We start from the raw sequence: 25501 nt of genomic DNA, 5'->3' as shown, positions 1-25501 counted from the left end.
ATGGAAAATGCCTATTCAAAAGCTGGCGTAAATGTTGAGGCAGGATACGAAGTAGTGGAACGAATTCAAAAGCATAGCCAAAAGACACAACGGACGGGAACGTTGGGCATGCTTGGTGGTTTTGGTGGTTGTTTTGATTTAAGCAGTTACAAGCTTAAAGAACCAGTTTTGGTATCAGGAACGGATGGCGTAGGCACAAAGTTACTCTTGGCAATTGAAGAACAGAGACACGAGACAATCGGAATTGATTGTGTAGCAATGTGTGTCAATGATGTCGTCGCACAAGGCGCCGAACCGTTATATTTTTTAGATTATTTAGCGTTAGGGACCGTTAATCCAGCTAAAGTTGAAGCAATTGTTGCGGGTGTTGCGGCTGGCTGTTGTGAGGCGAATGCAGCCTTAATTGGGGGCGAAACAGCTGAAATGCCTGATATGTATGAAGCAGATGCTTATGACGTGGCTGGTTTTGCCGTGGGTATTGCTGAGAAAAGTCAACTCTTGACTCCAAGTAACGTAAAAGAAGGCGATTTCTTGATTGGTCTTCCTTCAAGTGGTCTTCATTCTAATGGTTACTCTTTAGTAAGAAATGTTTTTTTTAAGAAACATTCGTTTAAAACAACGGACAAGCTTCCAGAATTGGCACCCAAAACGTTAGGGGAAGAATTATTAACACCAACAAAAATTTATGTGAAGGAATTATTGCCATTGTTAAAAGCAGGACTCGTGCATGGGGCTGCGCATATTACTGGCGGCGGGTTTTTAGAAAATCTACCAAGAATGTTTTCTTCTTCATTAGCTGCAGAGATTCAATTAAATAGTTGGCCAGTGCTACCAATTTTTAAATTGCTTCAAAAATATGGTGAAATTCCATCTGAAGAAATGTATGAAATTTTCAATATGGGCTTAGGGATGATTTTAGCGGTGAGTCCAGAGCATGTTGAAAAAGTTCAGGAGCTTTTGCCAGAAGCTTTTGAAATTGGTCGTTTGGTACCTAGGAAAACGAAAGCCGTTATTTTTAAGGAAGCCTTATGAAGATAGCTGTTTTTGCATCTGGCAATGGTAGCAATTTTGAGGCGATTGCTGCAGCTTTTTCCCAGAAAAAAATTGCAGGGCAGTTGAGCTTAGTCTTTTGTGACCAGCCTGAAGCCTATGTATTGACCCGTGCCCAAAAACGCAAGATTCCCGTTGTTTGCTTTTCACCATCTGATTTTCCATCTCGTGGGCAGTATGAAGAACAAGTATTGAAACATTTAAAAGAGCATCAGATCGATTTAATCGTGTTAGCTGGTTATTTGAGAATTATCGGCAAGACTTTACTGGAGGCTTATCCAAAGAGAATCGTCAATATTCATCCTTCTCTGTTACCTAGTTTTCCAGGTCTTCACGGAATTGAAGAGGCATTTCATTATGGAGTGAAAATAACAGGAATCACTATCCATTATGTTGACTCTGGGGTTGATACAGGACCGATTATTTTTCAAACAACAACCAAGATTGATACTGAAGATACATTGGACACATTAGCAGAGAAAATTCATGCTCTTGAGCACGAATGGTACCCAAAAATAATTTCACAAATTGTAAAGGAGACAATGAAATGACCAAAAGAGCATTGATTAGCGTTTCAGACAAAACAGGAGTGATAACATTTGCAGCAGGCTTAGTTGCAAATGGCTTTGAAATTATCTCCACTGGGGGAACAAGGACTGTCTTGGAAGAAGCGGGGGTACCGACACTTGCTATTGACGACATCACTGGCTTTCCAGAAATGTTAGATGGCCGTGTCAAAACGTTACATCCGAATATCCATGGCGGACTTTTGGCAAAAAGGGGAAACCAAACGCATCAAAAAGCACTGACTGAACAAGGCATTCAATTTATTGACCTTGTAGTAGTGAATCTTTATCCATTTAAAGAAACAATTTTAAAACCAGCGATCTCTGAAGCAGAAGCGATTGAAATGATTGATATTGGCGGTCCTAGCATGTTACGTTCAGCGGCAAAAAATTATCAAGACGTAACAGCAGTGGTTGATCCTAGTGATTATGAACAGGTATTAAGTGAAATTAGCAGCACTGGAACTAGCCAGTTAGCCACTAGAAAAAGATTAGCAGCAAAAGTCTTTCGTCATACCGCTGCTTATGACGCGCTTATCGCTGACTATTTAACGACGCAAGTGGGTGAAACTGAACCAGAGAAACAGACGCTTACTTATGAACGTAAGCAAACATTGCGCTATGGCGAAAATAGCCATCAACAGGCCACCTTTTATCAATCCGTTGTACCTGTATCATTATCCGTTGCTTCCGCTCGACAACTTCATGGCAAAGAACTGTCATATAACAATATTCGAGATGCTGATGCAGCGCTCCGGATTGCTAGCGAGTTTACAGAACCTACGGTCGTCGCTGTTAAACATATGAACCCATGTGGAATAGGAACAGGAAAAACGATTTTGGCAGCCTATCGTCAGGCATTTGAAGCAGATCCAGTTTCAATTTTTGGTGGCATTGTTGTTTTGAATCGTCCAGTGGACCAAGCGACTGCGGCTGAAATGCATCAAATCTTTTTAGAGATAATTATTGCGCCTAGTTTTGAGGAAGAAGCTCTGGCCCTGTTATCTCAGAAAAAGAATCTTCGTTTGTTAACGTTAGATTTTCATGCTCAAGAAAAAAAAGCGAAGGAATTAGTTTCTGTTATGGGTGGGTTATTAATTCAAGAACAGGATACAGTTGTTGAAAATGACCAAGCATGGCAAGTTGTTACAGAGCGCCAACCCACACCAGCCGAAAGAGACGCCTTGAACTTTGCTTGGAAAGCAGTCAAGCATGTAAAATCAAACGCTATTGTTTTAGCCAATGAAAGCCAAACGGTGGGGATTGGCGCTGGTCAAATGAATCGAATTGGTTCAGTAAAAATTGCAGTTGATCAAGCCCAAGCAGCTGGAAAATTACAAGGGGCCGTCTTAGCAAGTGATGCCTTTTTCCCCATGGCAGATAGCGTGGAATATGCTGCACAACATGGCATTCAAGCAATTATTCAGCCAGGCGGGAGCATTAAAGATCAAGCATCAATTGATCTAGCGAATCATTATGGTATTGCGATGATTTTTACTGGGACTCGTCATTTCAAACATTAATTTTTAAAGGAGAAACCGATGAATATATTAGTGATTGGGCGTGGTGGTCGTGAACATGCAATCGCCAAAAAATTACAGCAAGAAAATAAAGTCAAGACTGTTTATTGTGCACCAGGTAATCCTGGTATGAGTGGTGATAATATTCGGACTGTACCTATCAGTGAAGAGCAGCAAACGGAACTAATTCAATTTGCGAAGGATAATCAGATTGATTGGACATTCGTCGGACCGGAAACGCCATTAATTGAAGGTATTGTAGATGCCTTTCAAGCAGCGGGATTACTGATTTTTGGCCCGACAAAAGCAGCTGCAATAATTGAAGGTTCAAAAAGTTTTGCGAAAGATTTTATGCAAAAATATCAGATTCCAACGGCAGCATATCGGGTCTTTCAACGTTTGGCACCTGCCTTAGAATATATTGAACAGCAAGGAGTACCAATTGTTATTAAGGCAGATGGTTTGGCAGCTGGAAAAGGAGTAGTAGTTGCCGAAACAAAAACAGCCGCAAAACGGGCGCTAGTTGCGATGATGGAGGACCAACAATTTGGAGCAAGCGGTCAAACGGTTGTAATCGAAGAATTTTTGCAAGGAGAAGAATTTTCCTTAATGGCTTTTGTTTCTAATGAGAAGGTATATCCGATGGTGATTGCTCAAGATCATAAGCGGATTTTCGATGGGGATGCTGGGCCGAATACAGGGGGGATGGGCGCTTATACACCAGTGCCTCAGATCCCAGAAGAAGCGGTTCAGCAAGCCATTAGTCAAGTCCTGAAACCGACTGCTAAAGGAATGGTGGCTGAAAAACGTCCGTTTCAAGGGATTTTATATGCTGGTTTAATCCAAACAGCAACTGGCCCCAAGGTTATTGAATTTAATGCTCGATTTGGGGATCCAGAAACACAAGTTGTGTTGGCACGTTTAGAGAGTCCCCTTTCAGAAATAATTTCTTCATTGCTGGCGAAAGAGCAACCAACGATTGTATGGAATGAGTTAGCGAGTGTTGGTGTTGTTGTAGCAGCAGAAGGCTATCCTAATCAATACAAGACAAATCTACCATTGCCTGAAATGTCTGGTGAAACCATCTATTATGCAGGGGTAACTCGTTCAGAACAGGCTCTGGTTTCGGCTGGCGGACGAATCTTTTTAGCAGAAGCAACTGCTTCGACTCTTGAAGAAGCCCGCAAAAAAGTTTATCAAACATTGGATAATTACTCATTTCCTGGAATGTACTACCGAAAAGATATAGGTGTGAAAGGCTTGATTTAGGATTTTCAAAAACAGAGGCAAGGACATTTAATCGAATGTTTCCTTGTCTTTTTTTTATTGCAAATTCAGATAGGGAGGCATAAACTGAAAGTATATCCATCATTAAACTAGAGGAGAAAGCTAAAATAATGAGAGAGAAGCAGATTGAAAAAGTTAGTCAGCGGTTATTTATTGTTACAAGTATTTTAGCAGTCAGTTTACTATTATTAAGTGCGGTGGTATATCCTGATTTACCAGCTCGTGTGCCCATTCATGTGAATTTTTTGGGCAAGGGTAATTCGTTTGGCCCAAGATATAGTATATTTATGTGGCCAGTGGTCCTGTTTGGCTTGAGTATTTATCAACGAAGTTATCAATCAGTACAACCATATGGTAGGTGGCTGAAGGTGTTCTTAATCATTGTTAATCTTGGCGCTTTGTTTAGTATTCTGCGTCTATTTATTCATTTGTTGGTTTGAAGGGGTCGAAAGGTGAGAAAATGAGAAAGTTAATTTTAGTTTTTGTGGGTTGTGCCATGGCCTTTTGTTTATGGCCTAATCAAGCGGAGGCTGTAGCTGGTGGCTATGGCGGTGGACGTGTAGAAAGTCCTAGCGGAGGTAATCCCTCGAATGGTTTTTCGCCAAGCGGTGATGGATCAAGAAGTTATGTTCATCATAACGAGACCGGGACCAGCAACACAACGCCACTGGAAGGCTTAATTTCAACAGTGTTTTTTGTTCTTTTTGGGGGCGCGATGATTTGGCAAAGACGCCGCAGAAATCAACCAGTCGATGAAGGAGCTTTTCAAGAAATGTGGGCAGCATTACCTGGAACATCAAAAGAAAAAAAGGCACTCTTAAAAGAAATACAACAAACGTTTTTAGAAATACAACAAGCGTGGGATCAAGAAAACTTGTCTGTAGTCAAAGATAACTATACAGAAAAACTTTATCAAAAACATCTTGCAGTATTACAAGCAAATCAACAAGCGGGCATCAGAAATCATGTGAAAAAAGTGAAAGTAGCGCCAGCTTCGAATTATCATCCTATTAGTGAAACCAGTTTTTCACTGATGCTTCATTTTTCTTGTATTGACTACGAGGAAGATACTCAAAGCGGTCGTGTTTTATCGGGATACAAGCATCAAAAACAATATTTTTCACAACTTTGGTATTTTGATTACAATCCATCTCTTGGAAAATGGCAAGCAGACTTCATTCAACCTAAAGGATAGTGCTAAAAAGCGCTTGGGGTTTAAACCCCAAGCGCTTTTTTATTCTTCGATGCGTTTTACAAGCTGTATTTTTTTATTTAATACGTAAATCAGGATGCCGCCGACCGTCATTGAAAGAAGTTCACCAAGTCCAACGGTCAACCATGTGTACCAAAAAGGTAACTGATAAAAGAACGTTAAGGGTCCGGCGACAGTGAACATGGACAAAGCAAAAAGAATGGCCGTCAGCATTAGTTTAATCAATAAATTTTGCTGATTTTTTGTCGCAAAATAGGCAATCCATAAGACTGCGCACGTTCCAGCGCTACCGATGACTATATCGATGATACCAAGAGGCGAAGCGGTGTTGGCAATCGCAACCCCTAACGTAATGGACCAGATATATCGCTTGTTAAAAACGCCTAAATAATTAAATAATTCGGCAAGACGAAGCTGTATCGGACCAAAACTAAGCGGAGCGAGAAGTACAGTGACAACAACATACAAAGCGGTAACCAGCGCCATTTTAGCCAACGCCGTAGCTGACCACGTACTGGTTTGTGGATTTGATGAATGATTCATTTAAGATTCTCCTTTATAAAACAACGACGTGTTTTAGTGATAACCATAACCAAAGGAAGGGCAGTAAAGCCAACTGAAGTGTTATGGTGTGAGTTGCCTCACTGTGTTACATGTTACTGAAGAACAGACACTCTGTAAAGTCTTTTTATTTCATGGTCCAACCACCATCAATGGTCATAACTGTGCCATGGATATAATCAGCGTCATCACTAGCTAGAAATAATGAAAGTTTTGCTACCTCTTGTGGCTGTGCCCAACGGCCCGCAGGTGTTTCACTTGCTACCCAAGTAGCCATTTCACCTTCTCCTGCAAAATCAGCTGCGTTCATGGGTGTTTGGATGGCACCTGGCGCAATCGCATTTGCTCGAATGCCTAATTTGGCATAATCGTAGGAAAGTTGTTTTGTATACCCGATGATTGCGTGTTTGGAGGCAGTGTACGCTGCGCCGCCGCCCCCAGCTACTAAGCCAGCGATAGATGCCATATTAACGATTACTCCTTTTTTTTGTTGGAGGAAATAAGGTAATAGAGCATTGGTCACTAAAAAGACACTTTTTAAATTGGTTGCTAAAATTTGATCCCATAAAGCTTCCGAAGTTTCTAGAGAAGGACGATAATCATCTAAAATACCTGCCGTATTTAATAAAATATCAATTTGGCCGTTGTTTTTCACAATTTGTTTCATCGTGGCTTGCACAAATGAGGGAGAAGACACATCACCGACAAAATAAGTAAATGGCTTAGTAGAATCTGGGTTAACCAGTGCGGCTGTCTGTTTTAACCCCGTTTCGTCTAGGTCGATGCCAATAACTTCAGCACCTTGCTCAGCAAAGGCAATTGCTTGTGCTTGGCCAATCCCTGAAGCTGCACCGGTTACAAGCACCCGTTTTGTTTCAAATTCTTTTGGCATAAGAAAAACTCCTTTAAACATTTAAAAATTAAGGTCTGGAAGAACGAGCAATCGCCGTAATCTGCCAGACCTTATGTGTATAATTATGCTTCAACAATCACCCAATCTTCTGCTAAGACATCACAAGGTGTTGGTGAAAACATGCTGTAGCCTTCATCAGAAGTTTTGATTAAAAAATACGGGGTAACTTGTAAAAATTCACCTTCGGAGGTGCCAATTTCATCACGTAATTCAATAAAAAGTTCAAAACCGCTCCAGCCTTTACGTACGGCTTTTTTTCCTGCTTTAATCTGTGGCAATACTTCTTCAAATGTCATTTGATTGTGCTCCTTTTTCGTTAAATGGTAGTTCATGATAGCTTGTTGCACCTTTTTCAATTGTCAACTGACCGTTAAGTAGATCCGTCATTTCAGCTATAAATGTTTCTGTTGCTTGTTCATCTACTAAACAAATTAACTGAATAGACTCTGTGTAAATAGTTTCTTTAAGCGTGTAGGGACTATGTTCCAAAAAGGCTTGGGCTTTTCCTAATAAAGGATAGGCGATCGTAATCAATAGTTCTTGTTGCAATTTGCCAATGACTAAACCAATTTCATCTAAAGTGTTGGAAAGAGCATGACTATATGCTCGGATTAAACCACCAGTGCCTAATTTTATTCCGCCAAAATAACGAGTGACAACAGCCACTACATTGATTAACTCTTTTTTCTTTAAGACTTCCAGCATTGGAACACCAGCAGTACCACTAGGTTCGCCGTCATCGCTGCTCCGCTGAATGTCATTTTTTTCGCCGATCACAAAAGCACTACAATTATGATTGGCTTTCCAATGTTCTTTTTTTATTGCGGCGATAAAGGCTTTTGCTTCTTCTTCTGATGTTACGCGCTTTACAGAACAGATAAACCGCGATTTCTTGATTTCAATCTCGCTGAAACCATCTTGTTTGACTGTAATATAGCTTTCTAACATATGGGCATCCTTTTCTCTCGTAATAAAGTCAGTATAAAAAAGAATCAACTGAATAGCAACTTTTTCTCTCATCTTTTTTGTGAGATTTTTTGGAAAAAAACGTTATAATAAGGTATGATAGAGAAAAGGGAGGCGCTGGAAAATGGTACATACACGACAGAAAAAATATGATACAATTACTCATTATTTGAAAACGAATGGCGGTTCCCAAGTTACCTTGACCTTTACCCAGTTTGATGAATTGTTATTCCCTCATTCTGGTTTACCAAAAACTGCTAAGACAGATGTCGATTGGTGGGCGAACGATTATAAGCATCCAGAAAAGGGCGCTTATGGTTGGTTGAATGCGAGTTACCAAGTAGTTCAAGTGAATTTGGAAAAAGAATATGTGGTATTTAATAAATTACTGAAATCAGCATGGTACGTTTAAACCAAGGTTGTATCCGCTTTAAAAAACAAGAATGATTGACAAAAATTAACTTTACACTATAATATTTTTAATAGATAATGTTGAAAATTGAAAAAGGCAATGGTAAAAGGGGCTGTTAAAATGTCAAAAAAAACAATTATGTTAGTTTGCTCCGCAGGAATGAGTACTAGTTTACTTGTTACAAAAATGCAAAAAGCAGCATTTAATCAAGGCTTAGATGCCCATATATTTGCGGCTTCTGCATCGGAAGCAGAAACGAATTTAGAAAATAATCCAGTTGATGTGTTATTGTTAGGTCCACAAGTTCGTTATATGAAGAGTGATTTTGAAAAGCGTCTATCACCAAAAGGTATCCCAACAGATGTCATTAGCATGTCTGATTACGGCTTAATGAACGGGGAAAAAGTGCTGGAACAAGCCTTGGGTTTGTTAGCACAAGCAGATAAAAAAGAGTAAAAAAACAAGTTGTTTTTTCGAGAATCTTCGAAAAAGCAACTTGTCTTTTTTTATGACTTTAGTTAATTAGAATTGAGCTGAAGCAGTCATTCTGGTTTATCAGTTCCATAAATTATAGAGCCGAAATTAGTCCTGTGAGCTAGAGAAAGACAACTGTCTTTAATTTTTTACTTTAATCTAGATACTAAAAAAACATACTTAACAATCTATTTTCTGAATAATGAACACTTTTTTCTGTAGTCTAAAAGTAGTAAAAAGTAGTAATTCAAAGAATGATTAACAATATTTTTATATACGAGTCATTATAGTATGGCATAAGCAATTCGAATAACAGACTTATTCAGCAAATAAATGAGAGAGAATTCTGTTTTTGTTGTTTAAAAATAATGAGGTTATTTCATAAGGCATACTTTCTTCATACGTGATTTCTAAAGGACTATCTTTATCAAAAGAAATAATTTGTGAGTCAGGCATTGCAAGTAATATAGGTGAATGAGAGACAATAATAAACTGAGACCCCTCATCAATTAGTTTTTTTATAGATATCATTAAGGCTAGTTGGCGTTGAGGTGAGAGAGCCGCTTCAGGTTCATCTAACAGGTACAGACCATTTCCTCTAAACCGATGGTTCACCAGATTCAAAAAACTTTCGCCGTGTGATTGATGATGTAGGGATTTATCGCCATATTCAGAAAAATCTAAGTCTATATTTTCTGCATATGTAGCAACATTGTAGAAACTTTCAGCTCTTAAAAAGAAGCCATCCGTAGCACGCTTTACACTTTTTCCAACAGTTAAATAATTATGTAAATCCAAGTGAGTATCGTTTGTAGAGAAATTAAAATTAATACTACCGCCTTCAGGATTAAATCCCCAATTGACTGCGATTGCTTCTAATAAAGTGGATTTTCCAGTTCCATTTTCACCTGAAAAAAAAGTAATAGGTTTTTTAAAATTTAGTGAATTAAATTTATTCAGCCCTTCAATTTTTGAAAAAACAGAATCTTCTTCAAAAGCTTTGAGTTCTAGTCTTTTTAAAAAAATATTTTCCATGATAAAGCTTGCTCCTTTCTAGTCTTTTCAAATTAAAGCTTGAATTACTAGATATACTTTAACATTAATTTTTCTTTAAAGGTAGATAAATTTGTTTATAAAAAAGCTGCATATAGGTAAGTCGAAAGTAGAAGATTCGTGTAAACAATAAAGCGTATCAAGAGTTTGTTTAGTAGGTAACGACTAGATAAGAATAGAAAGATAACGGTGGGAGATCTCCTTTTTCGCAAAAAAGCTAGAGAAATGCGTATTTTATAATTGAGGTGGTTAACATGGAAGATTTGCATGGACGTAAAATAATTCTTGAAGAAACAGAACCTTCAATACAGACAAAACTGGTTTATTTACCAACAATGTTAGAGCGTTCACCCCTAACAATTCAATGTCAGCGGTGCGGGGAAGTCGTATCCAAAAAAGAAAACAGACTGGCGACAAATGTATACTACTGTCATGCGTGCATTCAATTAGGCCGTGTGACTTCTTGTCAAAAATTTTGTCATTTACCAGAAAGGCCCAATAGCCCAAGAACTGTCTTTTTTGAGTGGTCTGGACAATTAACAAAGGGACAGCAAGCGATCTCGGTTGAACTTTGTGAGACAGCAAAAGCAAGAGAGAATCGCTTAGTGTGGGCAGTTACAGGTGCAGGCAAAACAGAAATGTTATTTGCTGTTTTGCACCAAACCTTACAAGAAGGGGGGCGGATTGCGCTGGCTTCGCCGCGTGTCGATGTTTGCTTAGAACTGTTTCCCAGAATCCAAGCGGTTTTTCCTCATGAAGCAATTGCTTTACTTCATGGAAACAGTCAAGAACCGTATCGTTATACGAAACTAGTGATTTGCACCACCCATCAATTATTGAAATTCCATCAAGCATTTGATTTACTTATCGTTGATGAAGTCGACTCTTTTCCTTTTGTTAATAACGAGCATCTTTATTATGGAGTGCGTAACGCACGAAAAAAAAGAAGTAGTTTGGTGTACTTAACAGCAACCCCTACGAAAGAATTACGGAAGCTTTTACAGCAAAAGAAGTTAGCAGCCAGTATTTTGCCAGCAAGATATCATCGTAGGCCATTGCCTGTGCCACGCCGATTTTGGGTTCAGTCGTGGCAACGTCTTTCTAGCAAAAATATTAAAATCATTGCACATCATTTGAAACGTTTATTGGTGCGTAATTCAGTTTTACTATTTTGCCCAAATATTCCATTAATTCACCAATTGCATCCATTAATAGCTGAGCGATTTTCCGACAAAGAAGTTGTCGCCGTTTATGGTAGTGATGAGCTTCGCCTAGAAAAAGTTCAAGCAATGCGTCAGCAGAAAACGGATATTTTGATCACTACAACCATTTTAGAACGTGGTGTGACTTTTGATGCAGTCTCAGTTATTGTTTATGGTGCCAATCATCGAGTCTTCACTTCTTCAACACTTGTCCAAATTGCGGGCCGAGTCGATCGAAGACAAGAATTCAATTACGGCGAAGTTTTATTTTTACATGATGGGGAAACAAGAGACATGAAAGAGGCAATTCGGCAAATAAAGCAAATGAATCGCTTGGCTAGCAAACGAGGGATGTTAGATGGATTGTAAAAATTGCGCAAGCCCCATTCGTTTGGAGATAACATTAAAAATGCTCTTACGTTTTAAAAAATGGGCGAGGCCTTCACTTTGCCAGCACTGCCAAGCAAAGTTCCAGAAACTGCCAATGACAGGCACTTGTTTTGGCTGTAGTCGCGTCAGCCAAGAGCGCTATTGTTTTGATTGTCAAAGGTGGCAGCTGCTTTATCCAGAGTATTCTTTTCATAATGCAGCGTTGTTTCATTATGATGAAGGAATGCAAGAGTGGATGGAACGCTATAAATTTCAAGGAGACTATCGCTTAAGAATGTGTTTTAACGAGGAAATCAACTTTTACTTTCAGCAACAATCTGCGGACTATATTATTCCGGTGCCCTTATCCGAAAAACGAATGCAAGAACGAGGCTTCAACCAAGTAATTGGCTTACTAGAAGCGGCTGATGTTCCGTACAGCCCTTTTTTAATTAGAAAAGAGGAAAATGTTCCGCAATCTAAGAAAACTAGAAAGGAAAGGATGCAGTTGCAACAACCATTTGACATCCAAAAAGAAAACCAAAAAAAATTAAAAAATTGTTCTATTATTTTGGTGGATGACATCTATACCACTGGACGAACTCTTTTCCACGCAGCTGCTGTTATCAATGACTGTTATCCTAAAAGTTTGAATACGTTTACTCTCGCGCGGTAAAAAGAAAAGAATTCATAAATTTGATGACTATTTTGTTGGCAAAACCCAGATTATTCGATATAATGAAATTAAGAAGAAGGGAATTAAAGAGTGGTCCTTTAATCTTTTCTTTACTGGTAGATGAAAGGGGTAATTGTTATGTTTAGATATAATGTACGTGGAGAAAATATCGAGGTAACCGAAGCGATTCGAGACTATGTTGAGAAAAAAGTCGGTAAATTAGAAAGATATTTCAGCGATTCACCTGAAGCAACGGTTCACGTGAATTTGAAAGTGTACACTGAAAAAACAGCCAAAGTCGAGGTTACTATTCCTCTTCCTTATCTAGTTTTACGAGCTGAAGAAACGTCACCTGATTTATACGCAAGTATTGATTTGGTTGTCGATAAATTAGAACGACAAATTCGTAAATTTAAAACAAAAATCAACAGAAAATCTCGTGAAACAGGACGTAACAATACAAAAGCCGCTGTCTTCTTAGTTGGTGAAGAAACAGAAGAAACACCTTCAGAATTAGACATCGTTCGTACAAAACGTCTATCATTAAAACCGATGGACAGTGAAGAAGCTGTTTTACAAATGAACATGTTAGGACACAACTTCTTCATTTTTGAAGATGCTGAAACAAATGGAACAAGCATTGTTTACCGTCGTAAAGATGGCAAATATGGCTTGATTGAAACAGACTAAAGCTTAAAATAAGAGCTGAAATGCCTTCGTGCATTTCAGCTCTTTAAACATCTTTAAAGCACGGAGTAAAGAAAAAATAAAGAAATACATAAAATAACTTTAAAAGTTCCTCTTTTAAAGGAAAATGTCTGTAAAATAGAGAGAAATGGTTTTCTTTCTCGTCAAGTAATGATAAAATAAAACGGATAGATTGTGCTTCTTGTACAAAAAGGATACAAAAATAAAAAGAGGTAATTGAAAGGAACACAGATACCAATGGCAAATTTTTTGAAAAAAATGATTGAAAACGATAAAAAAGAATTAAGACGATTAGAAAAAATCGCCGATAAAATTGATGCACATGCAAGTGCAATGGAACAACTAAGCGATGAACAATTACGTGAAAAAACAGATGAATTTAAAGCCCGTTATCAAAAAGGGGAAACCTTAGACGAACTATTACCAGAAGCGTTTGCGGTTGTCCGTGAAGCTGCTAAACGTGTACTAGGTTTATTCCCATACCGTGTCCAATTAATGGGTGGGATTGTGCTTCATGACGGGAACATTCCTGAAATGAGAACAGGTGAAGGGAAAACCTTGACTGCCACAATGCCTGTATACTTGAATGCACTATCTGGCGAAGGAGTACACGTTGTTACAGTTAATGAATACTTAGCAACCCGCGACTCTAACGAAATGGGAGAATTATATAATTTCTTAGGCTTAAGCGTTGGCTTAAACATTAACTCTAAATCTTCTGATGAAAAACGTGAAGCGTATAACTGTGATATCACTTATAGTACAAATAACGAATTAGGATTTGACTATTTGCGTGATAACATGGTTGTTTATCGCAGCCAAATGGTTCAACGTCCATTAAACTATGCAATTGTCGATGAAGTGGATTCAATCTTAATTGATGAAGCAAGAACCCCATTAATTATTTCTGGACAAGCTGAAAAATCGACAGCACTCTATACGCGTGCCGATAATTTTGTCAAACGCTTAAAAGAGGATGAAGATTACAAAATTGATATTCAGTCTAAAACAATTGGTTTAACAGAAGCAGGGATTGAAAAAGCGGAACAAACTTTTGGATTGGATAACCTTTACGATATTGAAAATACAGCATTAACGCACCATTTAGATCAAGCGTTACGGGCAAACTATATCATGTTACTAGACATTGATTACGTGGTTCAAGACAATAAAGTCTTAATTGTTGACCAATTTACTGGTCGTATCATGGATGGTCGTCGTTATTCTGATGGCTTGCATCAAGCGATTGAAGCAAAAGAAGGCGTCGAAATTGAAGATGAAACAAAAACAATGGCGACGATTACGTTCCAAAACTACTTCCGGATGTACAAAAAACTAGCCGGGATGACTGGTACTGCTAAAACAGAGGAAGAAGAATTCCGTGAAATTTACAATATTCAAGTCATTCAAATTCCAACCAATCGTCCAATTATCCGTGACGATCGTCCAGATTTACTTTATCCAACCTTAGAAAGTAAATTTAATGCAGTGGTGGAAGATATTAAAGAACGTTACCACAAAGGACAACCAGTGTTGGTGGGGACTGTTGCGGTAGAAACGTCAGAATTACTTTCTGATAAATTAAACGCAGCTAAAATTCCTCATGAAGTATTAAATGCGAAAAATCACTTTAAAGAAGCCGAAATCATTATGAACGCTGGTCAAAAAGGCGCAGTTACAATTGCAACAAATATGGCTGGTCGTGGAACGGATATTAAACTTGGTTTAGGTGTACTTGAACTAGGTGGTCTAGCAGTTATCGGGACAGAACGTCATGAGTCACGTCGTATTGATAATCAGTTGCGTGGACGTGCAGGACGTCAAGGGGATCCAGGGGTTTCACAATTTTATTTATCTTTAGAAGATGACTTAATGAAACGCTTTGGTTCAGAACGAATTAAAACATTCTTAGAACGAATGAATGTGCAAGAAGAAGATGCAGTTATTCAAAGTAAAATGTTTACTCGCCAAGTAGAGTCTGCTCAAAAACGTGTGGAAGGAAATAACTATGACACACGTAAAAATGTCTTACAATACGATGACGTGATGCGCGAGCAACGTGAAGTTATTTATGCGCAACGACAAGAAGTAATTATGGAAGAAAATGACTTGTCTGATGTATTGATGGGCATGGTAAAACGGACGATTGGCCGAGTGGTGGATAGCCATACACAACTAGAAAAAGAAGAATGGAATTTAGATGGGATTGTCGATTTTGCAGCCTCAACACTTGTCCATGAAGATACGATTTCTAAAAAAGATTTAGAAAATAAATCAGCTGAAGAAATCAAAGACTACTTAGTGGCACGTGCGCAAGAAGTATTTGAAGAAAAATCTCAACAATTGAATGGTCAAGAACAATTGCTAGAATTTGAAAAAGTAGTCATCTTGCGTGTTGTCGATACTAAATGGACAGATCACATTGATGCAATGGATCAATTACGCCAATCTGTCGGCTTACGTGCGTACGGTCAAAACAACCCATTAGTAGAATATCAAACAGAAGGTTATTCTATGTATAACAATATGGTGGGTTCAATCGAATATGAAGTAACACGTTTATTCATGAAATCGGAAATTCGCCAAAATGTCCAACGTGAGCAAGTAGCTCAAGGACAAGCGGAACATCCAGAAACAGAACAAGATGCAGCTGCACAAAGCAACACAAGTGCGAAGCGTCAACCTGTGCGTGTAGATAAAAAAGTGGGCCGTAATGATTTATGCCCATGCGGAAGTGGCAAAAAATTCAAAAATTGTCATGGAAGAAACGCTTAATTAAAGAAAAAACGCAGGGTGGGGCAATTTGTCCCGCCTTTGCTCTTTTTACAATAAAGAGAAAGAAGGAATCATTTTGGAAAACCCAGAAATTCGTACATTATTAGACGAAATGACACAAAAAATTACTAGCTTCAGGAGGTCTCTTTGACTTAGACCAGTTAGAAGAAGACATTGCCGAGGCGGAAAATCGGATGGGAGAACCTGGTTTTTGGGACAACACAGAAACGGCTCAAAAGCTAATTAACGAAACCAATAGTTTGAAAGAAAAATATCAACAATTTCATCAGCTCTCTGAGGAACTTGACGAATTAACGGTGATGTTTGAATTACAACAAGAAGAATATGATGCAGAGATTCAAGAAGAATTGGAAGAAAGAATTCATCTCTTGCAAGAACGTTTAACAACGTATGAGCTATCCTTACTACTAAATGAGCCATATGATCATAATAACGCCCTAATTGAATTACACCCTGGTGCCGGTGGTACTGAATCACAAGATTGGGGAAGTATGCTTTTACGAATGTACACACGTTGGGCAGAAAGTCACGGTTTCCAAGTTGAAACGTTGGATTACCAAGCTGGAGATGAAGCAGGGATTAAAAGTGTCACCTTATTAATCAAAGGTTACAATGCTTATGGTTACCTAAAATCTGAAAAAGGTGTCCATCGTCTTGTGCGGATTTCGCCCTTTGATTCCGCCAAACGCCGTCATACTTCGTTTTGTTCAGTTGATGTAATGCCTGAATTAGACGATACAATAGAGATTGCGATCAATCCAGATGACTTAAAAATTGATACCTATCGAGCAAGTGGTGCCGGTGGTCAGCATATTAATAAAACAGAATCGGCTGTTCGAATTACACATATTCCAACAGGCACCGTTGTCGCAAGCCAAGCACAACGTTCTCAATTAAAAAACCGTGAGCAAGCAATGAGTATGTTAAAAGCCAAATTATATCAATTGGAAATGGAAAAGAAAGCTCAAGAAGCAGCAAGTTTACGTGGTGAACAAATGGAAATTGGTTGGGGCTCACAAATCCGTTCTTACGTGTTCCATCCGTATTCAATGGTCAAAGACCATCGGACAAATTACGAAACCGGCAATGTACAAGCTGTGATGGATGGAGACCTTGATGGTTTCATTGATGCCTACTTAAAACAGCGCTTAAGTTAAGCTCTTCATTAAATTGAAATAAAAATGTAACTTAATGCAAGAAGTTTGCAATATTGACATGTTATAATGAGTAGGATTGAAGAAAAAAGAGATGGAGAGAACGCCATGATTGAAATGAAAGATGTAATGAAGAAATATTCGAATGGTACAACAGCGATTCGGAATATTTCAGTAGAGATTGACCAAGGCGAGTTCGTCTATGTGGTTGGTCCCTCAGGTGCAGGGAAATCAACCTTTATTAGATTAATGTATCGTGAAGAAAAAGCAACAAAAGGTAATTTGACAGTTGCAGGTCATGATTTAATGAAAATAAAAAATAAAGAAGTTCCTTATTTACGTCGTGAAATCGGCATCGTTTTCCAAGACTATAAACTATTACCTAAGAAAACTGTGTATGAGAATGTGGCCTATGCGATGCAAGTTATCGGACGACGTCCTCGCGAAATCAAAAAACGCGTGATGGAAGTTTTAGATTTAGTCGGTCTAAAACATAAGGTACGTGTTTTTCCAAGCGAACTTTCTGGTGGGGAACAGCAACGGGTATCCATTGCACGAGCAATTGTAAATACACCGAAAGTTTTAATTGCCGATGAACCAACTGGGAACTTAGATCCAGAGAATTCATGGGAAATCATGAAATTGTTGGACCGGATTAACGCACAAGGAACAACAGTCGTGATGGCAACGCATAATAGTACAATTGTAAATACGATTCGTCACCGTGTTATTGCCATTGAAAATGGTCGCATTATCCGTGACCAAGTGGAAGGAGAATACGGCTACGATGATTAGAACATTCTTTTCTCATTTATTTGAAAGTATCAAAAGTTTAAAACGGAACGGTTGGATGACTGTTGCCTCAGCAAGTGCGGTTACAATTACATTAGTTTTAGTTGGTATTTTTATGGGCGTTATTTTTAATGCAACGAAACTTGCTGATGATGTCGAAAAAAACGTGACAGTGTCAGTTTTTGTCGATATTGGTACAAAACAAAATGAAATGAAAACATTAGAAAAACAACTTAAAGGATTAGACAATGTTGAAGATATTTCTTATTCAAACAAAGATCAACAATTGAAAAAAATCCAAGAACAAATGGGGGATGCCTGGAATCTTTTCGAAGGCGACAGTAACCCATTATACGATGTGTATTATGTCCGTGCGAAAACACCAGAAGACACGAAAGATATTGCGAAACAAGCAGCTAAATTCCCAAGTGTTTTTAAAGCCGATTACGGTGGTGTAAACTCAGACAAAATCTTTAAAATCGCTCAAACCGTTCGAACTTGGGGCTTAGCAGCTGCTGCATTACTTTTATTCGTTGCAGTGTTCTTAATTTCCAACACCATTCGGATTACGATTTTATCTCGTCAAAAAGAAATCCAAATTATGCGTCTTGTAGGAGCGAAAAACAGTTTCATTCGTTGGCCGTTCTTCTTAGAAGGTGCTTGGATTGGGTTGATTGGCGCAATCGTGCCAGTCATCATTATGACGTTAGGCTACCATCAAGTTTATAACATGTTTAACCCGCAGTTATTGCGTTCGAATTATTCATTAATTCGTCCAGAAGATTTTATCTGGAAAGTTAATCTATTAATGATTGCAACAGGAATGATTATTGGATCACTAGGTTCAGTTATTTCAATGCGTCGTTTCTTGAAAATTTAAAAAAGTATAATTTTGCGGACAAAAACCTTGCCATCTAAGTGATTTATCACATAGAGATTGCTAAGATGAGAGAAATGTTTTTGTTCAGTAGGCTATCTTAAAAGTAAAAAAATGACACATAAGTTGACTCGACTTATGTGTCATTTTTTAGTTAATAATCAACACACCAATCCATCGGAAAATCTGTAGTAGATTTTGTATACGGGAGGACCTATCTGATGGTAAAATTTATTGCCATATGCTTAAAACGTATATATTATTTAAGCATAAGCAGATAACCGTAGATTAAAATTGTGGAAATTGTTATTTTTTCTTTCTAAATCATGATAAATTAAAGGGGTAATAGTTATCATAAATTTCTGAAAATTATTTATTGAAAATTGTATCCCTTTACAAAAAATATTGTATAATTAAATTATTAATTGTCATTGCTTAAAGGAGGTTCTCATGTACAGTATAGGTTTAGATTTAGGGATTAGTAGTGTTGGTTGGTCAGTAATTGATGAACGGACAGGCAATGTTATTGATTTAGGTATCCGTTTATTTAGTGCGAAAAATAGTGAAAAAAATTTAGAACGACGCACAAATCGAGGTGGACGTCGTTTAATTAGACGGAAAACGAATCGCTTAAAAGATGCAAAAAAAATACTTGCGGCTGTTGGATTTTATGAAGATAAATCATTAAAAAATAGTTGCCCGTACCAATTAAGAGTAAAAGGATTGACAGAACCATTAAGCAAAGGAGAAATTTATAAAGTGACTCTTCACATTTTAAAAAAACGTGGAATTAGTTACTTAGACGAAGATGATACGGAAGCAGCGAAAGAAAGTCAAGATTATAAGGAACAAGTTAGGGAAAATGCTCAGTTGTTAACAAAATATACGCCGGGTCAAATCCAATTACAGCGGCTGAAAGAAAATAATCGAGTGAAAACAGGAATCAATGCTCAAGGTAATTATCAGTTAAATGTTTTTAAAGTTTCTGCTTATGCAAATGAATTGGCAACCATTCTTAAAACCCAACAAGCCTTTTATCCTAACGAATTGACAGATGATTGGATTGCATTATTTGTACAGCCTGGTATTGCAGAGGAAGCTGGATTAATTTATCGCAAACGACCGTATTATCATGGACCAGGAAATGAAGCCAATAACAGTCCTTATGGTCGTTGGTCTGATTTTAAAAAAACAGGCCAACCAGCAACAAATATTTTTGATAAATTGATTGGCAAAGACTTTCAAGGTGAACTACGAGCAAGCGGCTTAAGTCTATCTGCACAACAATATAATTTACTCAATGATTTAACCAATTTAAAAATTGATGGAGAAATACCACTTTCGCCAGAACAAAAAGAATACATTTTAGCAGAATTAATGACCAAAGAATTTACTCGTTTTGGCGTTAATGATGTGGCTAAATTGCTGGGTGTAAAAAAAGAACGATTAAGTGGTTGGCGTTTGGATAAAAAAGGTAAACCAGAAATTCATACATTAAAAGGCTATCGGAATTGGCGAAAAATCTTTGCAGAATCAGGGATCGATTTGGCTACGTTACCAACAGAAACGATCGACTGTTTAGCAAAAGTTTTAACCTTAAATACCGAACGCGAAGGGATTGAAAATACGTTAGCTTTTGAACTGCCTGAATTAGCTGAATCTGTGAAGTTACTCGTTTTGGATCGCTACAAAGAATTGAGTCAAAGTGTTAGCACGCAAGCGTGGCATCGTTTTTCTTTAAAGACATTACACTTATTAATTCCAAAACTAATGAACGCTACTTCAGAACAAAATACACTATTAGAACAGTTTCAGTTAAAGTCAGATGTTAGAAAACGTTATAGTGAATATAAAAAATTACCAACAAAAGATGTTTTGACAGAAATTTATAATCCAACGGTGAACAAAACAGTGAGTCAAGCCTTCAAAGTCATAGATGCTTTGTTAGTAAAATATGGAAAAGAGCAAATTCGTTACATCACTATTGAAATGCCTAGGGACGATAACGAAGAAGATGAAAAAAAACGAATAAAAGAATTACATGCAAAGAATAGTCAACGAAAGAATGACAGCCAAAGTTATTTTATGCAAAAGTCTGGATGGAGCCAAGAAAAATTTCAAACGACCATTCAAAAAAATCGTCGTTTTTTAGCTAAGTTATTATACTATTACGAACAAGATGGCATATGTGCCTATACAGGACTGTCTATTTCTCCTGAATTATTGGTTAGTGATTCAACAGAAATTGATCATATTATTCCAATTTCGATTAGCTTAGATGATTCTATTAATAATAAAGTACTGGTTTTAAGTAAAGCTAATCAAGTCAAAGGACAACAAACACCATATGATGCATGGATGGACGGTTCTTTCAAAAAAATTAACGGGAAATTTAGCAACTGGGATGACTATCAAAAATGGGTGGAAAGTCGCCATTTTAGTCATAAAAAAGAAAATAATTTATTGGAAACGCGGAATATTTTTGACAGTGAGCAAGTCGAAAAATTTTTAGCTAGAAATCTGAATGATACGCGTTATGCCAGTCGTTTAGTTTTAAATACCTTACAGAGTTTTTTTGCAAATCAGGAAACGAAAGTTCGAGTAGTTAACGGCAGTTTTACTCATACTTTACGGAAAAAATGGGGTGCTGACTTAGATAAAACTCGTGAAACACATCATCATCATGCCGTTGATGCGACATTGTGTGCAGTCACCCCGTTTGTCAAAGTTAGTCGTTATCACTATGCAGTGAAGGAAGAAACTGGTGAAAAAGTCATGCGTGAAATCGATTTCGAAACTGGTGAAATTGTCGATGAAATGTCTTACCGGGAATTCAAAAAATCAAAGAAGTATGAACGAAAAACCTATCAGGTAAAATGGCCTAATTTTCGTGAGCAATTGAAGCCAGTAAACCTCCATCCAAGAATTAAATTTTCTCACCAAGTGGATCGTAAAGCTAACCGCAAACTCAGTGATGCCACTATTTATTCTGTTCGAGAGAAAACGGAAGTCAAAACGCTGAAAAGTGGTAAACAAAAAATAACGACTGACGAGTACACAATCGGTAAAATCAAAGACATTTACACGGTAGATGGTTGGGAAGCCTTCAAGAAAAAACAAGATAAACTTTTAATGAAAGATCTTGATGAAAAGACCTATGAACGATTGTTGTTTATTGCAGAAACAACTCCTGATTTTCAAGAAGTGGAAGAAAAAAATGGTAAGGTAAAGCGTGTTAAACGTTCACCGTTTGCTGTTTACTGTGAAGAAAATGATATTCCAGCGATTCAGAAATATGCGAAAAAAAACAATGGACCACTTATTCGTAGTTTGAAGTATTATGACAGTAAATTGAATAAACATATTAATATCACCAAGGATTCACAAGGACGACCTGTTGAAAAAACTAAAAATGGTCGCAAAGTTACGCTACAAAGTTTAAAACCATATCGCTACGATATTTATCAAGACTTAGAAACTAAGGCTTATTATACAGTACAACTATATTATTCTGACTTACGTTTTGTGGAAGGTAAGTATGGAATCACAGAAAAAGAATACATGAAAAAAGTCGCCGAACAGACAAAAGGACAAGTGGTGCGTTTCTGTTTTTCTTTACAAAAAAATGATGGTTTGGAAATCGAATGGAAAGATAGCCAACGCTATGATGTGCGTTTTTATAATTTCCAAAGTGCTAATAGTATTAATTTTAAAGGGTTAGAGCAAGAAATGATGCCAGCAGAAAATCAATTTAAGCAAAAACCTTATAATAATGGAGCCATCAATTTAAATATTGCTAAATATGGCAAAGAAGGCAAAAAGTTACGAAAATTCAATACAGATATTTTAGGAAAGAAACATTATCTGTATTATGAAAAAGAACCAAAGAATATTATTAAATAAAAAGGAAGAAACGAAAAGGAAAGGGTTGCATGATTAGCGTTTTTGTAGTAATCTTTAATTGTAGTCGACGGACTACCGCGTTTGACGAAACGCGTCTTTAATAATTTTACTGATAAGAAATTATTGAGAATCTACAAAAATAAGGCATTTTGCCGAATTTACCGCCCTACATATGTAGGGCGGTTTTTTTATTAAAAAGGAGGGAATGTTGTTGGGATTTCGAACAGTTTTCGTAAAAAATGGCGAGAAATTAAAAGTAAAGTTAGATAATTTAGAAGTGATAAAAGAAGGGAATACATATGTCATTCCTTTGACAGATATTGAAAGTGTAATTTTAGAAGGCGACCAGACAGTCATCACTACACGGTTACTAGCGAAGTTCGCACAACATCATATTGATACCGTGATTTGTGATAATACGTTCATGCCTGTAGGTGTTTTTCTTGGTATTGGTCAGTATCATCGCAGTGCGAAACGAGCAATCTGGCAAAGTAATTGGACAGAAGAACATAAACAAGTAGCGTGGTGCGAAATTGTAACACAAAAAATTCAGAATCAAATCGCAGTTGCGAAATATTTAGGAACAGATTCCGAACGAGTGGAAGTATTAGAAAAACTTAGTGAAGGAATTTTACCAGGGGATACAACGAATCGTGAAGGACATGTTGCAAAAGTATATTTTCATTCATTGTATGGTGTGGGTTTTACCCGTGAAGAAGAGTGTTTACCAAATGCCTGTATGAATTATGGCTATGCAGTTATTCGTGCACAAATGGCCCGTTGCGTGGTAGCGTTAGGATTATTACCGATGTTAGGGATTTTCCATAAAAATGAATATAATTCGTTTAACCTAGTTGATGACTTAATGGAACCTTTTCGTCCATTAATGGATTGGTATATTCATCAAACGATATTGAAAAAGAATGAAAAGTATTTAACCTATCATAGTCGTTTAACCTTGGTGGAATTTTTACATCAAAAGATTAAGGTGAAAAACAAAAAAATTTATATGAACCAAGCAATGTCTTAATATGTAGCTGCTTTTGTGAAAGCAATGGAAACAGGTGATTTTGAAAACGTTCAGAAAATTCATTTGGTAAATATGTTGGAGTGTGAGGGGAAGTGAGTTTAGGAGTCGTGCGATTAATGTGTTTATTTGATTTACCCTTTGAAACGAAACAGGAGCAAAAAGAATACCGAATTTTTAGAAAACATTTACTGGAAAATGGATTTATTATGTTGCAGTATTCTATTTATTATCGGAGTTTGCCCAATCGTAGTGCGTTAAAAAAATATGAAACAATTCTAAAGAGAAAAGTACCACGTTCAGGGAACGTTCGATTGTTGTATGTTTCAGAAATTCAGTTTCAAGATATGCTATTATTGGCGGGCAGTCGTAGTCATCAAGAAGAAGTAGTTGGCGTTCGTCGATTGGTGGTGATTTAATGAAACAAATTCGTTTAGAATATCAGTATCAATAATTTATTGAATTCTTTTTGGAAGATTATGTATTTTTTTATGGAGGAGAAAACCAATGGCGTCGTAAAATATTACGAACATTAAAACGGTTTGCGAAACAAAAAGCGTTAAGTGACTTAGAAGAATCAATCTATGGAGATAACGGTATTGAAATTTTTTTAGAAGAAAAAAAGTTAAAGGCAAAGAGTATTGATTTTTACTTTTTAGAGGACAATACAAGTATTTTTCAACAAATGAATTTTATCAAAGGTACGTTACTTCACCAGGAATTACTTTATTTACAAGATGATTTTGATATTACAAATCAAATGAGCAATTTAAATGATCAGTTGTTAAAACTAGAAAATTTAATGAATGATAAATTAAATAACTATTTAACGAATATTGAACCGCATTTTTTAGAAATGAATTTTCAGGATATTTTGAAGTATTCGTTGTCATTAAACTATTTAGAAAATGGCCAATCGTTGCCTTTAGAAATGATGGATACAGGGGAATTGTTGGCTGAATTTATTTATCTCTTGCAACGGAGTATCAGCCGAAGAGAACAGCCTGTCTGGCTTGTTATTACAAATCCAGAAAGTTTTTTGGAGACGGAATCAATTTATTATCTCTTTCAGCAGTTAAAGAAATTGGCTCAAGAAACAAAGCAGTTGAAGTTTTTTATTTTTAGTAATAGAAGCTTACCTTTACCGTATACGGAGGAAGATGTTGAGAAAACGATTTTGTTATATGATAAGTATCAGCAGTTGCCAGTTTTTGATGTTTTTCGTCAAAGTATCGAGCGACATTATCCAGATCAACTCTCTTGGACAAATCAACAACTAATTGATGCTTTTTATCGAGTCTGTCATTTTGTTGGTGATCAGTATACAAAAAATTATCTTTTACCTAAAGATATGATATTATTAAAATTGTTGAAGGAATTGTTAGATGACAATAGTGAGTGTGTCGATACGTCGATGGAAAAGCTCACTGTATTGGAAGAACAATATTTTCGCGAACGATTATTGCGGAAAGAGTGAGTTTGGAATTTTAACCGTGTAAAGTTATATTTTTTATCAAAAGGATTATTAATGAGATTTCAAATTTTAAATTTGAGGTTTTTGTACTCTCAATAATTTCTTATCAGTAAAACAGCTTGTTCCGTTTCGCTTTTAAGTGACTGGTTTTTGTACTCTCAATAATTTCTTATCAGTAAAACCGCGTGTATTAATTTTTCGCGGCTGCTTCTGTTTTTGTACTCTCAATAATTTCTTATCAGTAAAACAATAAGGAAGTAGGTTGGATGTACGAACTCGCTTTTATACCCCAAATAATTTTCAAAAAAGCCATCCCCACTAAATGTTTAAATATAGTCATCTTTCTAGCATAATTATTTGTATCTGAAGCAACAGCCAAATTGGCTTTTTCAGATACTTTTTGTTATTTAATTTAAGAGTTTTCTCAGTTGTACCAACAAATTGATAACTTATAATTTTCAAGTCCTACATATAATGGTAAAATAGAATAGATTGAAATTAATTGGAG

The 25501-nt window shown here is 36.9% G+C and carries 24 protein-coding genes; 19 read left to right on the top strand and 5 right to left on the bottom strand.

From position 1 onward, the window contains the following. The 6 genes from purM to AB1I62_RS08435 all read left to right on the top strand — a co-directional run bounded on the left by purM (window position 1) and on the right by AB1I62_RS08435 (window position 5618). Window positions 1-1032 carry a phosphoribosylformylglycinamidine cyclo-ligase gene (gene purM / locus AB1I62_RS08460; RefSeq protein ID WP_048737074.1) on the top strand — a complete coding sequence of 344 codons (1032 nt, stop codon included), beginning with the start codon at window positions 1-3 and terminating at the stop codon, window positions 1030-1032. Next, on the top strand, window positions 1029-1601 hold the full coding sequence (gene purN, locus AB1I62_RS08455) for a phosphoribosylglycinamide formyltransferase (protein WP_002360141.1): 573 nt from the start codon (window positions 1029-1031) through the stop codon (window positions 1599-1601). Before purM ends, purN begins: the two co-directional genes overlap by 4 nt. Continuing rightward, on the top strand, window positions 1598-3139 hold the full coding sequence (gene purH, locus AB1I62_RS08450; protein WP_048737070.1) for a bifunctional phosphoribosylaminoimidazolecarboxamide formyltransferase/IMP cyclohydrolase: 1542 nt from the start codon (window positions 1598-1600) through the stop codon (window positions 3137-3139). The genes purN and purH overlap by 4 nt, the downstream gene beginning before the upstream one ends. 18 nt (window positions 3140-3157) lie before the next feature. Further along, entirely contained in the window at window positions 3158-4405 is a 1248-nt protein-coding gene (gene purD / locus AB1I62_RS08445; RefSeq protein WP_048737069.1) for a phosphoribosylamine--glycine ligase, read from the top strand. A gap of 128 nt (window positions 4406-4533) precedes the next feature. Then, window positions 4534-4863: a DUF1648 domain-containing protein gene (locus tag AB1I62_RS08440; RefSeq protein ID WP_048737068.1), complete on the top strand. Its 330-nt coding sequence runs from the start codon at window positions 4534-4536 to the stop codon at window positions 4861-4863. A gap of 20 nt (window positions 4864-4883) precedes the next feature. Beyond that, complete coding sequence (locus AB1I62_RS08435; RefSeq protein ID WP_082153256.1) at window positions 4884-5618, top strand: TIM44-like domain-containing protein; 735 nt, start codon at window positions 4884-4886, stop codon at window positions 5616-5618. Window positions 5619-5657: 39 nt separating this feature from the next. On the opposite strand, the gene AB1I62_RS08430 is transcribed toward AB1I62_RS08435, so the two are convergent. From AB1I62_RS08430 to AB1I62_RS08415, 4 genes are all read right to left on the bottom strand, one after another. Further along, entirely contained in the window at window positions 5658-6179 is a 522-nt protein-coding gene (locus tag AB1I62_RS08430) for a QueT transporter family protein (RefSeq protein WP_002385866.1), read from the bottom strand. A 145-nt stretch (window positions 6180-6324) separates the two neighbouring features. Further along, a complete protein-coding gene (locus tag AB1I62_RS08425) occupies window positions 6325-7110 on the bottom strand; it encodes a 3-oxoacyl-ACP reductase (RefSeq protein ID WP_048737066.1) in 786 nt (261 codons plus the stop codon). A gap of 62 nt (window positions 7111-7172) precedes the next feature. Continuing rightward, window positions 7173-7406, bottom strand: a complete 234-nt coding sequence (locus tag AB1I62_RS08420) for a DUF2829 domain-containing protein (RefSeq protein WP_002357284.1) — start codon at window positions 7404-7406, stop codon at window positions 7173-7175. Then, on the bottom strand, window positions 7396-8058 hold the full coding sequence (locus AB1I62_RS08415) for a YigZ family protein (RefSeq protein WP_048737064.1): 663 nt from the start codon (window positions 8056-8058) through the stop codon (window positions 7396-7398). Before AB1I62_RS08415 ends, AB1I62_RS08420 begins: the two co-directional genes overlap by 11 nt. Before the next feature lie 142 nt (window positions 8059-8200). On the opposite strand from AB1I62_RS08415, the gene AB1I62_RS08410 reads away from it, so the two are divergent. Both AB1I62_RS08410 and AB1I62_RS08405 read left to right on the top strand, forming a co-directional pair. Continuing rightward, window positions 8201-8488, top strand: a complete 288-nt coding sequence (locus AB1I62_RS08410) for a hypothetical protein (protein WP_002357286.1) — start codon at window positions 8201-8203, stop codon at window positions 8486-8488. 120 nt (window positions 8489-8608) lie between these two features. Beyond that, the gene (locus tag AB1I62_RS08405) at window positions 8609-8944 is read left to right on the top strand and encodes a PTS sugar transporter subunit IIB (protein WP_002360150.1); all 336 of its coding nucleotides are present in this window, start codon (window positions 8609-8611) and stop codon (window positions 8942-8944) included. 336 nt (window positions 8945-9280) lie between these two features. Here the strand turns inward: AB1I62_RS08405 and AB1I62_RS08400 are convergent, their stop codons facing one another. Continuing rightward, window positions 9281-9997, bottom strand: a complete 717-nt coding sequence (locus AB1I62_RS08400; RefSeq protein WP_010710290.1) for an AAA family ATPase — start codon at window positions 9995-9997, stop codon at window positions 9281-9283. 272 nt (window positions 9998-10269) lie between these two features. Here AB1I62_RS08400 and AB1I62_RS08395 point away from each other — a divergent pair, with 272 nt between their 5' ends. From AB1I62_RS08395 to csn2-St, 11 genes are all read left to right on the top strand, one after another. After that, the gene (locus tag AB1I62_RS08395) at window positions 10270-11586 is read left to right on the top strand and encodes a DEAD/DEAH box helicase (protein ID WP_010824707.1); all 1317 of its coding nucleotides are present in this window, start codon (window positions 10270-10272) and stop codon (window positions 11584-11586) included. Beyond that, window positions 11576-12262: a ComF family protein gene (locus AB1I62_RS08390; protein WP_104859639.1), complete on the top strand. Its 687-nt coding sequence runs from the start codon at window positions 11576-11578 to the stop codon at window positions 12260-12262. Before AB1I62_RS08395 ends, AB1I62_RS08390 begins: the two co-directional genes overlap by 11 nt. A gap of 138 nt (window positions 12263-12400) precedes the next feature. Then, on the top strand, window positions 12401-12952 hold the full coding sequence (raiA, locus tag AB1I62_RS08385) for a ribosome-associated translation inhibitor RaiA (RefSeq protein ID WP_002357293.1): 552 nt from the start codon (window positions 12401-12403) through the stop codon (window positions 12950-12952). A gap of 255 nt (window positions 12953-13207) precedes the next feature. Then, complete coding sequence (gene secA, locus AB1I62_RS08380; RefSeq protein ID WP_002381826.1) at window positions 13208-15745, top strand: preprotein translocase subunit SecA; 2538 nt, start codon at window positions 13208-13210, stop codon at window positions 15743-15745. Between the two features lie 76 nt (window positions 15746-15821). Beyond that, a protein-coding gene (gene prfB / locus AB1I62_RS08375; protein WP_111997025.1) for a peptide chain release factor 2 occupies window positions 15822-16923 on the top strand; the annotation gives its coding sequence in 2 pieces (ribosomal slippage) (window positions 15822-15893 and window positions 15895-16923; 1101 coding nt in all). A 105-nt stretch (window positions 16924-17028) separates the two neighbouring features. Beyond that, entirely contained in the window at window positions 17029-17715 is a 687-nt protein-coding gene (ftsE, locus tag AB1I62_RS08370; RefSeq protein ID WP_002361935.1) for a cell division ATP-binding protein FtsE, read from the top strand. After that, window positions 17708-18592 (top strand): permease-like cell division protein FtsX, encoded by an 885-nt coding sequence (ftsX, locus tag AB1I62_RS08365; protein ID WP_002360154.1) that lies wholly within the window; start codon window positions 17708-17710, stop codon window positions 18590-18592. The genes ftsE and ftsX overlap by 8 nt, the downstream gene beginning before the upstream one ends. Window positions 18593-19039: 447 nt before the next feature. Continuing rightward, entirely contained in the window at window positions 19040-22492 is a 3453-nt protein-coding gene (cas9, locus tag AB1I62_RS08360; RefSeq protein ID WP_104859640.1) for a type II CRISPR RNA-guided endonuclease Cas9, read from the top strand. A gap of 205 nt (window positions 22493-22697) precedes the next feature. Further along, window positions 22698-23522 (top strand): type II CRISPR-associated endonuclease Cas1, encoded by an 825-nt coding sequence (cas1, locus tag AB1I62_RS08355; RefSeq protein WP_258080158.1) that lies wholly within the window; start codon window positions 22698-22700, stop codon window positions 23520-23522. Window positions 23523-23638: 116 nt separating this feature from the next. Beyond that, window positions 23639-23938, top strand: a complete 300-nt coding sequence (gene cas2, locus AB1I62_RS08350; RefSeq protein WP_002408903.1) for a CRISPR-associated endonuclease Cas2 — start codon at window positions 23639-23641, stop codon at window positions 23936-23938. A 50-nt stretch (window positions 23939-23988) separates the two neighbouring features. Beyond that, complete coding sequence (gene csn2-St, locus AB1I62_RS08345; RefSeq protein WP_241689142.1) at window positions 23989-24996, top strand: CRISPR-associated protein Csn2-St; 1008 nt, start codon at window positions 23989-23991, stop codon at window positions 24994-24996. Window positions 24997-25501: the final 505 nt, after the last annotated feature.

Origin of the sequence: Enterococcus sp. AN402 (genome assembly GCF_040719405.1) — a bacterium.
Classification (GTDB): Bacteria; Bacillota; Bacilli; order Lactobacillales; family Enterococcaceae; genus Enterococcus; species Enterococcus faecalis.
Note: the sequence above shows the minus strand (reverse complement) of the source record. Positions and strands in the feature narration are given on the sequence as shown.